This window comes from Cupriavidus agavae (assembly GCF_004217045.1).
Classification (GTDB): Bacteria; Pseudomonadota; Gammaproteobacteria; order Burkholderiales; family Burkholderiaceae; genus Cupriavidus; species Cupriavidus agavae.
In genome coordinates, this window is record NZ_SGXM01000001.1 from 246,891 (window position 1) to 264,777 (window position 17,887).

Annotated in this window: 14 protein-coding genes and 1 tRNA gene; 7 read left to right on the top strand and 8 right to left on the bottom strand. The window is 68.1% G+C overall.

Annotated elements, in window-relative coordinates; genetic code table 11:
- Positions 1-73: 73 nt before the first annotated feature.
- The 5 genes from hutU to hutG are packed head-to-tail and all read left to right on the top strand — an operon-like array spanning position 74 to position 5,829.
- Complete coding sequence (hutU, locus tag EV147_RS01160; RefSeq protein WP_130389303.1) at positions 74-1,771, top strand: urocanate hydratase; 1,698 nt, start codon at positions 74-76, stop codon at positions 1,769-1,771.
- Positions 1,768-2,346, top strand: coding sequence for a HutD/Ves family protein (locus tag EV147_RS01165; protein ID WP_130389304.1), 579 nt, complete (start codon positions 1,768-1,770; stop codon positions 2,344-2,346). The genes hutU and EV147_RS01165 overlap by 4 nt, the downstream gene beginning before the upstream one ends.
- Positions 2,343-3,569, top strand: coding sequence for an imidazolonepropionase (gene hutI, locus EV147_RS01170; RefSeq protein ID WP_130389305.1), 1,227 nt, complete (start codon positions 2,343-2,345; stop codon positions 3,567-3,569). The genes EV147_RS01165 and hutI overlap by 4 nt, the downstream gene beginning before the upstream one ends.
- Entirely contained in the window at positions 3,566-4,981 is a 1,416-nt protein-coding gene (locus EV147_RS01175) for a formimidoylglutamate deiminase (protein ID WP_130389306.1), read from the top strand. Before hutI ends, EV147_RS01175 begins: the two co-directional genes overlap by 4 nt.
- 29 nt (positions 4,982-5,010) lie before the next feature.
- Positions 5,011-5,829, top strand: a complete 819-nt coding sequence (gene hutG, locus EV147_RS01180; protein WP_130389307.1) for an N-formylglutamate deformylase — start codon at positions 5,011-5,013, stop codon at positions 5,827-5,829.
- A 10-nt stretch (positions 5,830-5,839) separates the two neighbouring features.
- On the opposite strand, the gene EV147_RS01185 is transcribed toward hutG, so the two are convergent.
- The 7 genes from EV147_RS01185 to loiP all read right to left on the bottom strand — a co-directional run bounded on the left by EV147_RS01185 (position 5,840) and on the right by loiP (position 15,955).
- Entirely contained in the window at positions 5,840-6,859 is a 1,020-nt protein-coding gene (locus tag EV147_RS01185) for a fimbrial protein (protein WP_130389308.1), read from the bottom strand.
- A 71-nt stretch (positions 6,860-6,930) separates the two neighbouring features.
- Positions 6,931-9,501, bottom strand: coding sequence for a fimbria/pilus outer membrane usher protein (locus EV147_RS01190; RefSeq protein WP_130389309.1), 2,571 nt, complete (start codon positions 9,499-9,501; stop codon positions 6,931-6,933).
- A gap of 4 nt (positions 9,502-9,505) precedes the next feature.
- The gene (locus EV147_RS01195; RefSeq protein WP_130389310.1) at positions 9,506-10,273 is read right to left on the bottom strand and encodes a fimbrial biogenesis chaperone; all 768 of its coding nucleotides are present in this window, start codon (positions 10,271-10,273) and stop codon (positions 9,506-9,508) included.
- Between the two features lie 75 nt (positions 10,274-10,348).
- The gene (locus tag EV147_RS01200; RefSeq protein ID WP_130389311.1) at positions 10,349-10,900 is read right to left on the bottom strand and encodes a fimbrial protein; all 552 of its coding nucleotides are present in this window, start codon (positions 10,898-10,900) and stop codon (positions 10,349-10,351) included.
- Between the two features lie 495 nt (positions 10,901-11,395).
- Positions 11,396-13,024 carry a bifunctional aspartate transaminase/aspartate 4-decarboxylase gene (locus EV147_RS01205; RefSeq protein WP_130389312.1) on the bottom strand — a complete coding sequence of 543 codons (1,629 nt, stop codon included), beginning with the start codon at positions 13,022-13,024 and terminating at the stop codon, positions 11,396-11,398.
- A gap of 46 nt (positions 13,025-13,070) precedes the next feature.
- The gene (gene aspT, locus EV147_RS01210; protein WP_130389313.1) at positions 13,071-14,756 is read right to left on the bottom strand and encodes an aspartate-alanine antiporter; all 1,686 of its coding nucleotides are present in this window, start codon (positions 14,754-14,756) and stop codon (positions 13,071-13,073) included.
- A gap of 449 nt (positions 14,757-15,205) precedes the next feature.
- A complete protein-coding gene (gene loiP / locus EV147_RS01215) occupies positions 15,206-15,955 on the bottom strand; it encodes a metalloprotease LoiP (RefSeq protein ID WP_130389314.1) in 750 nt (249 codons plus the stop codon).
- 206 nt (positions 15,956-16,161) lie between these two features.
- Here loiP and EV147_RS01220 point away from each other — a divergent pair, with 206 nt between their 5' ends.
- Positions 16,162-16,476: a hypothetical protein gene (locus tag EV147_RS01220; protein ID WP_130389315.1), complete on the top strand. Its 315-nt coding sequence runs from the start codon at positions 16,162-16,164 to the stop codon at positions 16,474-16,476.
- A gap of 332 nt (positions 16,477-16,808) precedes the next feature.
- On the top strand, positions 16,809-17,579 hold the full coding sequence (locus tag EV147_RS01225) for a ChbG/HpnK family deacetylase (RefSeq protein ID WP_130389316.1): 771 nt from the start codon (positions 16,809-16,811) through the stop codon (positions 17,577-17,579).
- Between the two features lie 67 nt (positions 17,580-17,646).
- Here EV147_RS01225 and EV147_RS01230 read toward each other — a convergent pair.
- A tRNA-Leu gene (locus EV147_RS01230) sits at positions 17,647-17,731 on the bottom strand.
- Positions 17,732-17,887: the final 156 nt, after the last annotated feature.

The following is a 17,887-nucleotide window of genomic DNA, read 5'->3' on the forward strand; positions in this document are numbered from 1 at the left end:
CTCCCCCGGCCCCTCTCCCGCCTGCGGGGGAGGGGAGCAAGCCGAACCAGACATAATCGAGAACGAGACAACCATGAACGCCAACGAAACCCAATTCACCGCCCGCGGCCAGCGTGAGATCCGTGCCCCGCGCGGCACCCAGCTCCATTGCAAGAACTGGTTGATCGAAGCGGCCTACCGCATGATCCAGAACAACCTGGACCCCGATGTGGCGGAACGTCCGCAGGATCTGGTGGTCTACGGCGGCATCGGCAAGGCCGCGCGCAACTGGGAGTGCTTCGACGCCATCCTCGACAGCCTGCGCCGGCTGGGCGAGGAAGAATCGCTGCTGGTGCAGTCGGGCAAGCCGGTGGGCGTGTTCCGCACCCATGCCGACGCGCCGCGCGTGCTGATCGCCAACTCGAACCTCGTGCCGCACTGGGCCAACTGGGACCATTTCAGCGAACTCGACCGCGCCGGGTTGATGATGTACGGCCAGATGACGGCGGGTTCCTGGATCTATATCGGCACGCAGGGCATCGTGCAGGGCACGTTCGAGACCTTTGTCGAGGCCGGCAACCAGCACTTTGGCGGCGACCTGACCGGCAAGTGGATTCTCACGGCCGGGCTGGGCGGCATGGGCGGCGCGCAGCCGCTGGCCGGCGTGCTGGCCGGGGCGTGCGTGCTGGCGATCGAGTGCCAGGAGTCGCGCATCGACTTCCGCATCCGCACGCGCTATCTCGACAAGAAGGCGACCACGCTGGACGAGGCGCTGGCGATGATCGACACCGCCACGAAGGCTGGCGAGGCGATTTCCGTGGGCCTGCTCGGCAACGCGGCCGAGATCGTGCCGGAACTGGTGCGCCGCGCGCAGGCCGGCGGCATTCGTCCGGACATCGTCACCGACCAGACCTCGGCGCACGACCTCGTCAACGGCTACCTGCCCGAGGGCTGGACCGTGGCGCAGTGGGAAGACCTGCGCCAGCGCGACCCCAAGGCGGTCGAGGCGGCGGCGCGCAGCTCGATCGTCAGGCACGTCAACGCCATGCTGGCGTTCCAGCAGATGGGCGTGCCGACGCTCGACTACGGCAACAACATCCGCCAGGTGGCGTTCGACGAAGGCGTGGAAAACGCGTTCGACTTCCCGGGCTTCGTGCCGGCGTACATCCGCCCGCTGTTCTGCCGGGGCAAGGGGCCGTTCCGCTGGGTGGCGCTGTCGGGCGACCCCGAGGATATCTACAAGACCGATGCCAAGATGAAGGAGCTGTTCCCCGAGGACAAGCACCTGCACCGCTGGCTCGACATGGCGCGCGACCGTATCGCGTTCCAGGGGCTGCCGGCGCGCATCTGCTGGGTGGGGCTGGACGAGCGCCACCGCGCCGGGCTGGCGTTCAACGAGATGGTGAAGTCCGGCGAACTGAAGGCGCCGGTCGTGATCGGCCGCGACCACCTGGACTGCGGCTCGGTGGCGTCGCCGAACCGCGAGACCGAGGCGATGCGCGATGGCTCCGATGCCGTGTCCGACTGGCCGCTGCTCAACGCGCTGCTGAACACGGCCGGCGGCGCCACGTGGGTCAGCCTGCACCACGGCGGCGGCGTGGGCATGGGCTTCTCGCAGCATGCCGGCGTGGTGATCGTCTGCGACGGCACCGACGCGGCCGCTAAGCGCATCGAGCGCGTGCTCTGGAATGACCCCGCCACCGGCGTGATGCGCCATGCCGACGCGGGCTACGAGACCGCCATCGACTGCGCGAAGGAGAAGGGCCTCGACCTGCCGATGGTGAAACGATGACCCGCAGGTTTGCCCTGGCCGAGATCGCCGCCACGCCGTGGAAGAACGGCGGCGGCACCACGCGCGAAATTGCCGTCTGGCCGCCCGGCGCGGGCATGGACGCCTTCGCGTGGCGCGTGAGCGTGGCCGATATCGCGACCGATGGCCCGTTCTCGGCGTTTCCGGGCATCGACCGCCAGATCGTGCTGCTGGACGGCGCCGGCGTGCATCTGCAGGCTCACGACGATTCGTTCTGCCACAAGCTGCTGAAGGTGGGCGAGCCGTTTGCGTTTTCCGGCGACACCGCCGTGCATGCCACGCTGGTCGATGGCGCCACGCGCGACTTCAACGTGATGACGCGGCGGGGCGTGTGCCGCGCCGAGGTGCGGCCGATGCGCGAGCCATTCGACGCCGGTTCCGACGAGGCCACCGTGCTGCTGCTGGCCGTGCGCGGCGCATGGCAGGGCGACGGCGCGCGGCTGGCCGAAGGCGAGGGCGTGGTGCTGGAAGCCGGTGTGCCGGCCGTCACGCTGCGCCCCGCCGATCCCGACGCGCTCTGCCTGCGCGTGACCCTGAACCTGGAGCCCGAACGATGACACCCCACGACGCGCCGTCCGCCGATGGCATCTGGCACCACTGCCACCTGCTGCCCGATGCCGATCCCGAACGGGCCATCCGCGACGGCGCCCTGGTGGTCGTGGATGGCCGCATCGCGTGGCTCGGGCCGCTCGCGTCGCTGCCGGAGTCGTTCGCCACGCTGCCGCGCCATGACGCCGGCGGGCTGTGGATCACGCCAGGACTGGTCGATTGCCATACGCACCTGGTCTACGGCGGCCAGCGCGCCGACGAGTTCGCCATGCGGCTGGCCGGGGCCAGCTACGAGGAGATCGCCCGCGCCGGCGGCGGCATCGTGTCGACCGTGCGCGCCACGCGCGAGGCCGACGAAGCCACCCTGTTCGCGCAGGCCGCGCCCCGGCTCGAAGCCTTGCTGGCCGAGGGCGTCACGGCCATCGAGATCAAGTCCGGCTACGGGCTCTCGCTCGATGCCGAGCGCAAGCAGTTGCGGGTGGCACGGCGACTGGGCGAGACCTGCCGCGTGGCGGTCCACACCACCTTCCTCGGCGCCCACGCGCTCCCGCCCGAGTACGCCGGGCGGGCCGACGACTATATCGATCTGGTGTGCGGCACGATGCTGCCGGCGCTGGCCGAGGAGAAACTGGTCGATGCCGTCGATGCGTTCTGCGAAGGCATCGGATTTTCTCCAGAACAGACCGCCCGCGTGTTCGACGCCGCCGCACGCCATGGCCTGCCGGTCAAGCTGCACGCCGAACAGTTGAGCAACCTCGGCGGCGCGGCACTGGCGGCGCGGCACGGGGCGCTGTCCGCCGACCACCTCGAACACCTCGACGAGGCCGGCGTGGCGGCGATGGCCGAGGCCGGCACGGTGGCGGTGCTGCTGCCGGGCGCCTACTATTTCCTGAGGGATACGCACCTGCCGCCGCTTGCGCTGCTGCGCCAGTACGGCGTGCCGGTGGCGATCTCGACCGACCACAATCCGGGCACGTCGCCCACCACCTCGCTGCTGCTGATGATGAACATGGCCTGTACGCTGTTCCGCATGACCGTGCCCGAAGTGCTGGCCGGCGTGACCACCCATGCGGCGCGCGCGCTCGGCGCGGCGCAACGCCACGGCACGCTGGCGGTGGGACGCGCCGCCGACTTCGCGTTGTGGCGGGTGCAGTCGCCGGCCGAGCTGGCTTACTGGTTCGGCCGCAACCCGTGTGCCGGCGTGGTGCGGCAGGGCAGGGTGATCCGATGAGCGCCGGGCAACTGTTCGCGCCCTGGGCGCTGCTGCCCGAAGGCTGGGCGAAGGACGTGCGGCTGGCGTGGGACGCGCAGGGGGTGTTCACGGCGGTCGAGGCCGGCGTGGCCCCCGATCCTGCCCATGCCGGGATATCGCACGCGGCCGGCCCGGTGCTGCCCGGCATGCCGAACCTGCACTCCCACGCGTTCCAGCGCGGGTTTGCCGGGCTGACCGAGTATCGCAGCGTGGCGCCCGGCGACGATCCGGCCGGTGGCGATTCGTTCTGGAGCTGGCGCACGCTGATGTACCGCTTCGCGCTGCGGCTCTCGCCCGACACGCTCGAAGCCATCGCCACGCAGCTCTATATCGAGATGCTGCGCGCCGGCTACACCAGCGTCTGCGAGTTCCACTACGTCCATCACGATACCGACGGCACGCCGTACGCGGACCGCGCCGAGATGTCGCTGCGGCTGCTGCGCGCGGCGCAGGCCGCCGGCATCGGCATGACGCTGCTGCCGGTGCTCTACCAGACCGCCGGCTTCGGCGACAAGCCGGCGCAGGCCGACCAGCGCCGTTTTCTCAACGACGTGGACGCCATGCACGCGCTGCTGGAGCGGCTGGCCCCGCACTGCGCGGCGTTTGGCGCCCGGCTCGGGTTGGCGCCGCACTCGCTGCGCGCGGTGCCGCCGCACAGCCTGGCGCACGCCGTGGCGGCGCTGTACGCGGTGGACGCCACCGCGCCGGTGCACATCCATATCGCCGAGCAGCAGAAGGAGGTGGACGACTGCCTGGCGTGGTGCGGCGTGCGCCCGGTGCAATGGCTGCTCGACCACCTGCCCGTGGATGCGCGCTGGTGCCTGGTGCACGCCACCCACATGGACTGGGACGAGCGCCGCCGGCTGGCCCAGAGCGGCGCCGTGGCCGGGATCTGCCCGACCACGGAGGCCAACCTTGGCGATGGCGTGTTCGAGGCGGCGCCGTACCTGGCGCTCGGCGGGGCGTGGGGCGTGGGCTCGGACAGCCACGCGAGCGTGAGCGCGGCCGAGGAACTGCGCACCTTCGAGTATGGGCAGCGGCTGGGCCTGCAGCGCCGCAACGTACTGGCCTCGGAGCGCCATGCGCAGGTGGCGGACCGGCTCTGGCTCGATGCCGTGGCCGGCGGCGCCCGCGCGGCGGCGCGCGACGTGGCCGGACTGGCCACCGGGCAGCGGGCCGATTTTCTCGTGCTCGACGGCCGGCATCCGACGCTGGCGGGGCTGGACGGCCCCCGCGCGCTGGCCAGCCACGTGTTCGCCAGCCACGGGCATGAGACACTTGCGGAAGTCCGCACGGCCGGCGTGTGCCGCGTGCAGCATGGCGCGCATCCGCTGCAGGCCGACGCCGGCCAGCGGTTTGCCGCTGCGCGCGCCCACCTGCTGGCCGATTGACACCCTCCCGAAGCCGCCCCTGAAATACGATGTCCCAGTTCCAGACCGAAATTCCCGCTTTCACCCTGCACCGTGGCACGCGCCCGCTGCTGGTGTCGATGCCGCACGTCGGCACCCATGTTCCGGCCGGCCTGGCCGCGCGCCTGACGCCCGAGGCCCGCACCGTGCCCGACACCGACTGGCACATGGACCGGCTCTACGATTTCGCACGCGAACTCGGCGCCTCGATCCTGATGGCCACGCACTCGCGCTACGTGGTGGACCTGAACCGCCCGCCCGACAACGCCAATCTCTACCCCGGCCAGGACACCACGGGCCTGTGCCCGGTTGACACGTTCGACAAGACCCCGGTCTACGGCGATGGCACGACTGGCCCGGACGACGCCGAGATTGCGCTGCGCCGCGACGCCGTCTGGCACCCGTACCACAACGCGCTGCAGGGAGAACTGCAGCGCCTGCGCGCCGCGCACGGCACGATCGCGCTGTGGGACGCCCATTCGATCCGCTCGGTGCTGCCGCGCTTTTTCGAAGGCAAGCTGCCCGATTTCAACCTCGGCACCGCCGATGGCAAGAGCTGCGATGCCGGACTGGCCGCGCGCCTGTTCGAGATCGCCGGCGGCGTGCCGGCGCACACGGCGGCGCTGAACGGCCGCTTCAAGGGCGGCTATATCACGCGCCAGTACGGCAACCCGGCCGACGGCGTCCACGCCATCCAGCTGGAGCAGACGCAGTCCTCGTACATGGAAGAGGTGCATCCGTTCGCCTACGACGAGGGCAAGGCCGCCAACATCCGCCCGGCAATCCGCCAGATGCTGGAGACGGTGCTGGCCTTCGTCGAGGCGCGCTGAGCGCCGGCCGCTACTGGTAGCTCATCGTGAAGGTGGCCAGCGCGTTGACCGTGCCGGGCGTGACCTCGCCCGTGGAGATGTAGCGCACGCGCAGCGGGATGGCGCTGGTGCTGTCCGAGGGACCGACCAGGATCTGGTTCACGGTTCCGGCGAGGGCCGAGTCGGGGCCGAAGCTGATCGATTCGCCGGTGGGACGCGTGATGCGCAGTTGCACGCCGCGCGCGGTGGAGCCGCTGGTCAGCGTGAGCTGGTCGGTGCGGTTGCCGGGCGTGGTGGCGTCGCTCAGCGTGACATAGACCGTGGCGCCCACATCGCAGGTCAGGCCGATCTGGAAGCCGGTCTCGCCGGCCGTGGCGCCGACCGGCGACAGCAGCGACCGGACCACGGTGGGCAGCGTCACGGCGATGCTCGGCGTGCTGACGCTGCAGGACCTGGCCGTGACGGTGGTGTTGCCGATGCCGACCTGCGACAACGGAGGCGAGGTGACGTTGGCCGGCACGTTGTGGCTCACCAGGGTGAACATGTGGGGGACCACCACCGTGCCGGTGGTGGTGGCCTGCCCGGTCTTGATCAGTTGGTAGGTGAAGGTGTAGCTGCCGGTGAAGGGGGACGCCGAGGTGATGTCGGGCGCGAAGGCGCCCCAGCTGCCGGAGCCGACCCTCGACAGATCCCGGTTGTTGTAGTCCACGTTCAGCACCCGCACGCCAATGCCCGGCAGCCCGGTCTCCCAGACGTCCGGCACGACCGACGAAACCGGCACGGCGGGATAGTACTGGAGCAGGAAGCCGTTGTTGGTTGGCCCGGGATTGGCGGGACAGTTGACCGAGGTGGAGGTACTGACTACCTCGCTGAGCGGCGTGCCCGCCGCGACATCGCGTGCCACGGAAACGTCGTTGAACCAGATCGTGGCGGGCGAGGTCTGCATCGTGCACTGGAGCGTCGTCTGCCCCTGCACCGCCGGGGCCAGCGCCAGGCAGGCCATGGCGAGCGCTGCCGCCCGGATGCGGTGAATCCAATCGAAGCGTGTCATCGTCATGTCGTCATGGTCCGGGCTTGGCGTTCAGGGATGCCATTCAGGGATGGGCGTGCGGGGATGGGCATTCAGTTCACGGCACGGCGTGCCGCGCTGCCCGATACGGTGGCGTCGAGCGGTTCGCAGGGCGCCTCCACGAGGACATGGCGCTTGAGCACGGTGTCATGCGGCGGCAGTGCGTAGGAGATCTGGCACTGGCGCAACCCCGGCGCACCCCAGCGGACCACCAGCCGGCCGCTGTCTTCCACACCCCGCACGAAGATCCGGCCGCCCTGGCCGACGATTCCCACATCCACGCCGGCCTCGTTGGACACGGTGGCGCCGAACGGCAGCGCCGAGCCATCGGGCGCCCGGCTCACCACGATGGCCGAGCGGCCAGTCAGCGTTTCGAAGCGCACCTTTACCACCGAATTCGCGCGTGGCACCACCTGGGTGCTGGTGGCGCGGAACTCCATGTCGGCCGGCATGCCGCGCGGATCGATCTCGATCGTGTTCAACCCGTAGGGCACCAGATAGGGCACCACGGCGTAGCCGAAGCGGTCCACGCGCACGCCCGGCACGTTGAGGATGTGCGCGCCGCGCGCCGACTTGGCCTCGACCACGGCCACCGTGTCGGCCACGTAGTTTGCCAGGGTCACGCCGCCGCTGTGCGCCACCAGCGCGCCCTGCAGGCCCACCGAGAACTGCGAGGTGTGCTCGCCGGCGGAGGCCGAGGCGGAGAGCGTGGCGTAGGGGCTGCGGTACTGGACGTTGCCGCTCCCGGTAGCGGTGTCGTTGGAGCGGGTGCCGCCGATCCCGTAGCTGAGCGAACTGTCGGCCAGCGCCGTGCCGGTGACCAGCAGTTGCTGCGAATCGCCGTTGGCGCTGTCCTCGGTGTAGCCGAACGACAGCATCGGGGCGCGCGGGCTGCGGCCCAGCGGCACGGTAAAGCCCGCAAACACCTGCGTGCTGAGCCGGCCCGTGGTGCCGTCTATCAGGCGCGAGGCGGCCAGGTTGTAGGTGAACGGCAGCCGGAAGAGGCGGGCCACGTTGTTGTAGCCGATCTGGAACTGGTTCGCGGTGCCCTCGCGGTCCCAGTAGCTCAGCGAACTGCCCGTGGCATATAGGCTGCCCCAGCCGTCGGGCAGCCGCTGGTTGACCGTGAGCTGGAACTGGTTGCGCCGGCGCAGCACGACCGGGCCGTTCTCGGCGTTGGCGTAGGAGCGCGCCAGGAACGCGTCGCCCATCTGCCAGAAGCCGCTCGACGCATAGCGGTAGGCCGCCACGGTGATGTTGGTGCGGGTGGACGGCACCACGTTGCTGTAGCTGGCGCGATAGCTCTGGCCCGTGTTGTCGGCGGAGCCGGGCACGTCGGCATGGGCCTGCGTGATGTCCAGCGCGAAGGCGCCCACGGGCGAGTTCAGCGCCATGCCGACCAGCCCGGCCTGGTAGCTGTTGGCGTAGACCAGCCCGCCGTAGCCCGTGATCAGGTTCGAGAGGCCGTGCTGGAACGTGGCCTGCATGAGCTTCTCGCTCTGCGTCACGCGCGAGTTGCGGTATTCGCCGGCCGTGAACGAGTAGCGCGATATGCCGGGCCGCAGCAGTTGCACCACCGACGCATACGGCACCGTGAACGTGTGCGACGAGCCATCGGCCTCGGTCACGGTCACCAGCAGCTCGCCGCCGTAGCCGGTGGCGTAGAGATCGTTGATCTCGAACGGGCCCGGCGCCACGGTGGTCTCGCGCAGCCGGTTGCCGTTCTGGGTGATCGTGACCCGCGCGTTGCTGCGCGCCACGCCGCGCACCACCGGCGCATAGCCACGGTACGAATCGGGCAGCATGCGGTCGTCGCTGGACAGGTTCAGGCCGCGGATCGAGTAGCTGTCGAAAATCGCCCCGTCGGTGAAGGCATCGCCCAGCGTCAGCTGGCTGCGCCACGACGGGATGTCGTGCTGCAGGTAGGTGGCGATGTTCTGGTAGTCGTAGCCGCCGCGGTCGGCGGGCATCCAGGTCATCGACGAGCGCTGGCGCAGGTGCCACGAGCCGACGTTCACGCCGGCGTCGATGCCGAGAAAGCTTGTCGTGCCGCCATAGCTGCCCGTGGTGTGGTACGAGTTGAAGGTGTAGCCGGCCGTGGCAGACGGGATGCCGGCATCCCAGAATTCGGGCGGTACGTAGCCCTGGGGCGTGCGGCGCAGCAGCGCCTGGGGCACGCTCAGGTTCAGGCGCAGGTCGTTGACGTTGAACGACCAGCCGGCGTCGCTGGCCACGGCGGCCAGCGGTGTGCAGGTGCCGTCGCCGGTGCCGGCCAGCACAGCGCGACCCTGCGGCGACAGTGCCTCGAGGTCGAGCTTCATGCGGGTGGCCAGCGAGCGCGTGATGCACGGCGCCACGCCGGCGCTGCCGGCCTCGAAACGCACGGTCTCGCGGCCAGACCACTCGCCATTCACGAAGATGTCGGTGACGTAGTCACCCGGAACGATGGCGTTGGCGCGCGAGAAGGGCGTCACGTCGATGCGGTTGCCGCCAGAGCGGCGCAGCAGTTCCTCGTGGAACTGGATTTCGGCGTTGTCCTGGGCCAGGGCCGTGGCGGCCGGCAGCAGGCTGGCAAGGGCCCACCAGAGGCGGGCGCGGCGGGGCCGCGTGTCCAGTGGCGTCATGTCGTCAGTGCCCGGTCGTGGCGCGCGTGTCCACGAACCCATCCGTGGCGCCGCCGTAGTCGTTCACGAAACTGAAATCCACGCGGTCGGGCGTGGCGGCAGGCACGCTGGCGGGCTTGCCGATGTCGAGTTCGAGCGTGCCGCCCGGCGCCACCATGCCGCCGTCGCCGTTGGCGTATGTCCGGCTGCCTACCCTGGGCTTCACGCGCACGAACGTGATGTGGTACGGAGTGGGATTGCTGCCTTCCAGCGCATAGCCGCCGTCCTTCCTGACGAAGCGCCAGGCCACCTTGCCGGCCGCCTGCGAGGCGCCGTCGGCGTCGAGCGGGGCCGGGCGGTAGAACAGCTTGATACGGGTGCGGAACGCGAACTGCAGGGTGTTGGGCGGCCCCTCGCCCGGTGCCGCGGTGGGTGGCACTTCCAGGACGTTGAGCCAGTACAGGGTCTCCCGCTCGCCCGGCGGCGGCTCGCCGGCCAGGATGATCCGCATCGTCTGCCCGTTGCCGGGATCGATCCGGAACAGCGGTGGCGTGAGCAGGAAGGGCACGTTGGCGTCGTCGGGCGGCGCGTCCGGGTTGCCAGCGTCGATCCAGGCCTGCACCAGTGACGGCGTGGTGCCGTCATTCGTGGCCCGCAGGGCCACCTCGCGCTGCGGCTCCTGGTAGACCACGCGCGTGCCGTTGAGCACCACCGAGGCCAGGGCGGGGCTGATTCCGGCCAGCAGGCACAACACCGCCGCAATGGCGCGGCAGGCGGGCTGGATGTTCGACATAGGCACTCCCCAGGCAATGTGGAACAACCGGAGAGCGGCAGCCGGCTCTCCGTGACGCAACCAGCGTGCGGCCGGTCAGGGGTAGACGATCGAGTAGACGACGGAGGTGGAGACGTTGCCTGAGGCTGGCGTGCCGGTGGCCACGTATTCCGCGTTGTAGTTCAGCGTCGCGGCGCCGGCAGCCAGTGCCACCTGCTGCGAGTTCTGCGAATCGAAACCGGCGCCGAGCATGATCGGCGACATGTCGGCGTTGAGAATGCCCACCTGGACATTGCTGGCCGGCGAGGCGGTGGCTACGTTGATCAGGCGTCCGGTGGCGGCGTCGATGGTGGCGCCCGGTTCGAAGTAGACGGCCGCATTGCCCGAATCCGTGGTGCAGCCCGTCAGGCGGATGCTGAAGGGCGTGCGCCCGGCCGTGGTACCGGCCGTGGCCAGCGCGGAGGTGGATACCGATGGCAGCGTCACCGTGAACGTGCTGGAGCCGCCGCCGTTGCCGCCGATCGTGCAGGTCTGCGACGAGATCTGGCCCGTGAAGGTAATGGTGCCGTCCGAGGCCGAGGCGGCAAGCGGCAGCGCGGCGGCAACGGCAATCAGGCCGAACAACAGGGTTTGGCGAATGGGTTTCATTTGGACTTCTCTCTTCGGTTAGTGGATGAAACCGCCATCAAGAATGACGGGGGCGGGCAGATCGACATGGGCCGGTCGGTATCCATAATGAAGTTCGCGGCTTTGTATCAATCTGTTACGCCTGAAGTCTATGAATTCGAGCAATGCCTGTTTAATAGCTGTTTTACGAATTTGAGAAATTTGAGAGTGTCGCACCGCACCCAGTGGCGGTAATGTCCGCCTTTTCCGCCATGCGGCGTGTAAGGCGAAATAGCATTTTCTTTAGAAATATTGTGGTGAATGGGGCGACATGCCGCATCGCCCGAATGGGTGCGGCGTGTGGATATTATGCGGATGGCGTTGCGCCTATTATCTGGATCGGATAAATCGCCGATTATCTAAATGACAAACGGAGAATGATCGTTTGCAGAATGGGAGCGCAGGGGGAGGAAGTCGGAGGGAGGGCAAGGCGGGGGTGGTGCGGAGCGTGCGCCCCGCACCGTACTGCGCAGGAGATTACTTCTTCGTTACCTTGGTGTTGGCCTTGCTGCCCGTGGCCTTGTTGTACTGCTCGACGTATTCCTCGAACAGCTTGCGGATCGACTTGCCGATCTTCTGGTAGTCCGACTCGTTGAGATTTGCCAGCGAGACCCGGCCCGACGGATGGCGCGTGCCGAAGCCGCGGCCCGGCAGCAGCACCACGCCGGCTTCCTCGGCCAGCCGGAACAGCAGTTCGGCGGGCTCGGCCGACGCCAGCACCCATTTCACGAACTCGGGCCCCACGGCCTTGCCGCCGAGCTGTTCGATATCGAGCAGCGTGTAGTAGTCCACCACGTTCGGATCTTCCGCACCGTCGGGCGCGATGCCGATCTCGCGGTACAGCGCCGCCTTGCGGCTGCGGATCAGCCGCTTCATCGCCTGCTTGTAGGCGTCGGGCGTGTCCATCAGCGAGAACAGCGAGAACAGCACCATCTGTACCTGCTGGGGCGTGGACAGGCCCGCCGTGTGGTTCAGCGCCACGGTGCGGCTGTCGGCCACGATGCGGTCGATGAACGGGAGCTGGTCCGGCGTGGTGGTGATCGAGTGGTAGCGCTTGTGCAGTTGCTGGCGCTGGTCGTCCGGCAGCTTTGCGAGCTTCTCGTCGAAGATGTTCTCGCGGTGCGTGGCAATCACGCCCAGCCGCCAGCCCGTGGCGCCGAAGTACTTCGAGAACGAATAGACCAGGATGGTGTTGCGCGGGCAGAGGGCGAACAGCGAGACGAAGTTGTCGGCGAAGGTGCCGTAGACGTCGTCGGTCAGGATGATCAGGTCCGGGCGCTCCTCGATGATCGACGCCAGGTACTCCAGGCTCTCGTCGCTCATCCGCACCGACGGCGGGTTGCTCGGATTGACCAGGAAGAACGCCTTGACCGAAGGATCGCGTAGTTTGTCCAGTTCCTTGTTCGAATACTGCCAGCGCGATTCGGGGTCGGCGTCGATCGACAGTTCCACGAGCTGGTAGTCGTTCAGTTCCGGGATCTCGATGTAGGGCGTGAAGATCGGCATGCCCAGCGCGATCTTGTCGCCGGCCTTGAGCAGGTGGTTCTCGCGCATCGAGTTGAACAGGTAGGTCATGGCGGCCGTGCCGCCCTCCACCGCGAACAGGTCGAACTCGCCGATGAACGGATGGCTGCCGATCATCTCGCGGCGGATGTACTGCCCCACGATGACCTCGCTGAGCTTCAGCATGCGGTCCGGCACCGGGTAGTTGCACGCCAGGATGCCCTCGCACATCTCGTACAGGAAATCGCTGGCGTCGAGGCCGAGTTGATCGCGCACATACGAGACCGCGCCGGCCAGGAACTTCACGCCCGGCACCTCGTGGAACTCCCGGGCGAACAGGTCGAAGCGCTCTTCGATGCCCTCGCGGCGCGGAAAGCCGCCCACGCCCTCGGGCATGTACTGGAACGAGCGCTCCGACTCGCGCATCGCAAAAAGTCCAAGTTGCCAGAAGCCGTGGCGCGGCACCGTGGCGAGGAAGTTGGGGTTGCCGCGCCCGGCGTTGAGCATCAGGCGGTTGGCGTCGCTGCTGGCCAGCTTGATCAGTTCGTCCTTGAGTTCGAACGGCGACAGGCTCGACAGCTTGGAGAGATCCGGTTTGCTCATGGTGTAGCTCCTCCTGGGAATCCGATCGGTGGGTGGGGCGGGGCGGTCAGACGAAGCCGACCACCAGCGGGCCAAGCAGTGTCAGCAGCACGTTGGCCAGGGCATAGGTAATGGCGAAGGGCACGGTCGGCACGGGGCTTTCGGCCTTGTCGAGAATGCCGCCGAAGGCCGGGTTGGCGCTGCGCGAGCCCGACAGCGCGCCGGCCAGCAGCGCGGCGTTGTCGTACCTGAGCACGTAGCGGCCGAACAGCATCGTCAGGAACAGCGGCAGCAGCGTGACCACGGCGCCCAGCAGGAAGATCGTCAGCCCGCTCTGGCGCAGCGTGTCCACCGCCTGCAGCCCCGAGTTCAGGCCCACGATGGCCACGAACGCGGCAAGTCCGAAATCCTTGAGCAACTGGCAGGCCGGGGTGGGCATCGCGCCGTACATCGGATGCTTGGACCGCATCCAGCCGAACACCAGCCCCGAGAGCAGTGCGCCGCCGCCCGAACCCAGCGTGAGCGGGATCGAGCCGATACGTACCACCAGCAGGCCGATCAGCAGGCCCACCAGCACGCCCGTCCCGAAGTAGACGAAATCGGTCTTCTCGCTCGGCACCAGCTCGTAGCCGGCCAGCTTGGCGGCGCGCTTGGTGTCCTCGGGGGTGCCGTAGAAGGTCAGGATGTCGCCGTGCTGCAGTTTCACGTCGGGCAGGATCGGCAGCGGGTGGTCGTAGCGCTCGATCCGTTCCAGATAGACGCCGTGGCGCATCTCGCGGCCCACCTCGGCGACGATCTCGGTGACGGACTTGTTGTTCATGCCCTTGAGCGTGAACACCGCGCGGCGGGTCTGCATGACCATGCCCATGCCTTCGGCGTCGGCCACTTCCTCGCCGATCACGAGCGCCGTGGGCACCATGGCGTCGCGCCGGCCCACGAGCAGCACCAGATCGCCGGCTTCGAGCGCGGTGTCCTGGTCGAAGGCGAACGGCTTGCCGCCGCGCTGGATCTTCTCCACCGTGATCAGGTCCTCGCCGCCTACCTCGATGTCCTTGACAGACTTGCCCGCGCCAGTGGTAACGCGGAACAGCCGCCCCACCAGCCGCGGCAGCGCGCCCGCCTGGCCCGGCCCGAACTGCGGCAGGCCGCCATGCATCGCCGCCTCCACCTTCTTGGCATCGGTCTTGAGGTCCGAGCCCATGAAGCGCGGCAGGATATTCACGCAGACGATGATCGCGCCCAGCGAACCGAACACGTAGGTCACGGCATAGCCGATGGCCACGTTGGCCTGCATGGTCTTGACCACGTCAGGCGGCAGGCCGAGCTTGGTGATGGCGTCGCCGGCGGTGCCGATGATGGCCGACTGCGTCATGCCACCCGCTGCCAGCCCGGCGGCCAGGCCCTTGTCGAGGTGGAACAGCTTGGCCAGCACCACCACGGTGACCAGCCCTGCCACGGCCATGAACACGGCCATGGCGATCTCGCGCAGCGAACTGCGGTTCAGCGAGTTGAAGAACTGCGGCCCGCTCTCGTAGCCCACGGCGTAGATGAAGACCGCGAACATCACGGCCTTCACGCCATTGTCGATCTCCACGCCCACCTGGCTGATGACCACGGCCGCCAGCAGCGACCCGGCCACCCCGCCCAGCTGGAACTTGCCGAACGTGATCTTGCCGAGGGCGTAGCCGACGGCCAGCGACAGGAACAGCGCCGATTCGGGCGACTTCTGGAAAATGGTGTGCAACCAATCCATGGAACCTCCTTTGAAGCGTCACGCGATGAGAGGCGCATGTCCCGGCAGCTTGGCGCCGGGACACGCCGGACAGCGACTGCGGCGCCATGGCAGGGCGCCTGCCACGGCGGCGGCCGTCAGCGCCGGTCGCAGTGGCGAAAGGCAGGGGAGTTGGACTTGGGAGGCATTCGGCCGCACGCCGGCGGAACCGGTGCACGGGGCGGTGTTGGTGCCATGACGCGGCGCGGGCCTCCCTGGCGCATGGCAAGCCCGCGCGGCCAGGCCGCGGGGCGTGAGGCATTATCAGCGTCGGGCCGGGCGGCGCGTACTGAAAGGTTTTGGCACCGTATTAAACGGGATCGTAAAACCTTTAGATTCTTGGGATGTGCGATATGCGATATCGGCGCACCAAAGCAGACGCCCCGCGCGGGGCGGGGCGTCCGAGGATCAGGCGGGCAGGGTGCCGGCGCTTACTTGCCGCTGTTGAGACGGTCCTGGATGTGCTTGGCGCGCGCCTCCGAGCCCGGGTGCGAACTCAGCATGCTCGACTTGCCGCCGTCGAGCTTGGCCAGTTTCTGGAACGCGGTGACCAGCGCCTGGCGATTCGCGCCGTTCCTGGTCAGCAGGTCGAACGAATAATCGTCGGCCGCCGATTCCTGGCGCTGCGAGAACTGTGCGTTGACGAAGGTCTCGCCCAGCTCGCCGATCTGCGATGACGACAGCGCCGTCAGCGTGGCATTGCCCGTGGCACCCAGCAGGCCGCGCGCGGCCGCCGTGGTGTACGCCACCTGCATGGCAGCCTTGGTGTGCCCCAGCGCCACGTGGCCGATCTCGTGGCCCAGCACGCCGCGCACCTCGTCGTCGGTCATCAGGTCCATCAGCCCGCTGTAGACGCGCACGCACCCGTTGGCCATGGCCCAGGCGTTGATGTCCTTGGTCATGTAGACCTTGGCGTCGAGCGGCAGGCCGGTGTTCTTGAGGCCGCCCATGATGTTGACGAGCCGTTTGGCATAGGTGCTGTCGGCCGGGGCGACCGTGTTCTTCTTGTCCATCTCCGCGCAGGACTGGTCGGAGAGCTGCTTGACGCTGGCATCGCTGAGCGTGGCGGCCGTGAACAGGCTGCCGCCGGCCTGGCTCAGGCTGTCCATGTTCGCGCCGGCGCAGCCGGCAAGCAGGGCGGCGCAGCCGAAGGCCGCGGCGGTGGCGGAAAAACGCTTCATAGTCGGGTTCCCTGGGTCGATGTCGAGTGATTGGCAGGCCGGACGGGCGCCGCGCGGCGGGCCGTCCGGTTGCAGCCTGCAAGCTTATGCAACCGGCCGGGCACACGCCAGCGGATTGTGTCTGACATGCCGGCTGTTTGACTTGACCCCGCTATTTTGCGAATCGTCTCATTGAGTGGGCGCCCGGAATACGGCGCAATGGTGGGATGCGACACGATCCCTTGCCCTTCGACCTGGCCATGGTCGACGACAGCCACACCCTCGACGCGCGCGCCATGCTGGCGGGGCGCCTTTGCGCCCTGCTCGACGAGCGCCATGCCGCCGCGCTGCCGGCGGCCGTGCCACGCGCGCTGCCCTACGCGATGTCGCTGGTGCGCCGCTACCGGCTGCGCCGGCTGCCCATCGACATCCTGATCCGTGCGCTGGCCGCGCTGGACCAGCGCGTCGACATCGTCGTCCGGCCCCGCGAGCCGGGCGGCACTTGCCTGGTGACGGCCGCCGCCGACCCGCCCGTGCCTTAGCGTGGGATGGACCACATACCGGGTGCGCCGGCTGTGCCATGGTCTGTGAAAAGCGTTCCCGTACGGGACGCTGCAACGAGCGGAACCGCACATAGGCGGCAACCCTTACGGGGCATGATGCAGTCATGGCAGCGGCTGAATGTCTGCCACATAAAACAAAGAACAAAAGCATTGTCGACACTGGAACGGGGCTTAGTGCGGGCGCAGGACAGCGGTCTGGCTTGGATGTGCTTCACGCTCCATTTCTTCGAGTTGATCACCGTGCAGGCTGCGGCAGGTTTGCCGTGGCCGGAACGATTCGAACCAGCAAGTGGACGACCGGAGTCTCTGACATGCGAAGCCTGATCATCAATGCCGACGATTTCGGTTTCGATACCGAAACCTGCAACACCACCGTGGACTGCTTTGAAGCGGGCCTGTTGACCAGCGCCACGATCATGGTCGGCTGCGAAGCCTCGCAGCAGGCCTACGAGTACGCGCGCGCCAACGCCAGGCGTTTCTCGTTCGGACTCCATTTCAATATCGTCGACGGCTTTGCGCCCGCCGCCGAGGAATGCCCGAAATCGCTGTGCGACGAAACCGGCAGCTTCCGCGAAAGCGACGACCAGCGCATGGCCGCCATGCTCGGCAAGCTGACCGTGGCCGACATCCGCCGCGAATTCCGCGTGCAACTGGAGGAACTGCGCGACAACCACGTGCAGGTGACCCATATCGACAGCCACGGCCACCTGCACAAGTTCCCGACCATCATCTATTCGCTGCGCTCGGAAATGCGCCGCGCCGGCGTGAGCTGGGTGCGCCGGCCGCAGAACGTGTTCCTGCGCCCCAACGGCAAACGCCGTGTGATCAACAACGTGTTCTCGATCCCGTTCTGGGGCCTGATGCGCACCGACTACTACTGCGCCGTGGACAGCGGCGACGAGATGTGGGCCAAGCGCCTGCCCGAGATGGTGCCCGAGGGCCTGACCGAGGTCTCGGTCCACCCGGGCCGCAAGGAGTCATGGCGCTTCAACGAGGCCCGCCCGCTGCTGGCGCCCGAGGAGTTCCGCAAGGCACTGACGGCGGCCGGGATCGAGCTGACCCGGTATGGGGCGGAGGGGTGAAGAACCTGGCTTGAGCTGGCCTGAGGCGGAGTGAAGCGGGGGGAAGGGAAGAAGGGAAGAGGAATTCTGGTGCCCGGGGTCGGACTCGAACCGACACGCCTTGCGGCGGGGGATTTTGAGTCCCCTGCGTCTACCTGTTTCACCACCCGGGCCTGGGTTCGGCAACGGACCAGAATGGCCGTCGCGCGACGATGAAACGCGGATTATGCCGGATTTCGGGGGCTGTAACAACCGGCGGGGCGCTGGGGCGGTGCGGGTGCCCGGCAGGGTGTCCGTGGCAGTTGCGGTAGGATAGCGCGCAACCGCGC

Bases quoted from the DNA above. Each gene is read 5' to 3' on its own strand.
- hutU (WP_130389303.1), top strand. From the start codon at position 74: ATGAACGCCAACGAAACCCAATTCACCGCCCGCGGCCAGCGTGAGATC.
- EV147_RS01165 (WP_130389304.1), top strand. From the start codon at position 1,768: ATGACCCGCAGGTTTGCCCTGGCCGAGATCGCCGCCACGCCGTGGAAG.
- hutI (WP_130389305.1), top strand. From the start codon at position 2,343: ATGACACCCCACGACGCGCCGTCCGCCGATGGCATCTGGCACCACTGC.
- EV147_RS01175 (WP_130389306.1), top strand. From the start codon at position 3,566: ATGAGCGCCGGGCAACTGTTCGCGCCCTGGGCGCTGCTGCCCGAAGGC.
- hutG (WP_130389307.1), top strand. From the start codon at position 5,011: ATGTCCCAGTTCCAGACCGAAATTCCCGCTTTCACCCTGCACCGTGGC.
- EV147_RS01185 (WP_130389308.1), bottom strand. From the start codon at position 6,859: ATGACACGCTTCGATTGGATTCACCGCATCCGGGCGGCAGCGCTCGCC.
- EV147_RS01190 (WP_130389309.1), bottom strand. From the start codon at position 9,501: ATGACGCCACTGGACACGCGGCCCCGCCGCGCCCGCCTCTGGTGGGCC.
- EV147_RS01195 (WP_130389310.1), bottom strand. From the start codon at position 10,273: ATGTCGAACATCCAGCCCGCCTGCCGCGCCATTGCGGCGGTGTTGTGC.
- EV147_RS01200 (WP_130389311.1), bottom strand. From the start codon at position 10,900: ATGAAACCCATTCGCCAAACCCTGTTGTTCGGCCTGATTGCCGTTGCC.
- EV147_RS01205 (WP_130389312.1), bottom strand. From the start codon at position 13,024: ATGAGCAAACCGGATCTCTCCAAGCTGTCGAGCCTGTCGCCGTTCGAA.
- aspT (WP_130389313.1), bottom strand. From the start codon at position 14,756: ATGGATTGGTTGCACACCATTTTCCAGAAGTCGCCCGAATCGGCGCTG.
- loiP (WP_130389314.1), bottom strand. From the start codon at position 15,955: ATGAAGCGTTTTTCCGCCACCGCCGCGGCCTTCGGCTGCGCCGCCCTG.
- EV147_RS01220 (WP_130389315.1), top strand. From the start codon at position 16,162: ATGCGACACGATCCCTTGCCCTTCGACCTGGCCATGGTCGACGACAGC.
- EV147_RS01225 (WP_130389316.1), top strand. From the start codon at position 16,809: ATGCGAAGCCTGATCATCAATGCCGACGATTTCGGTTTCGATACCGAA.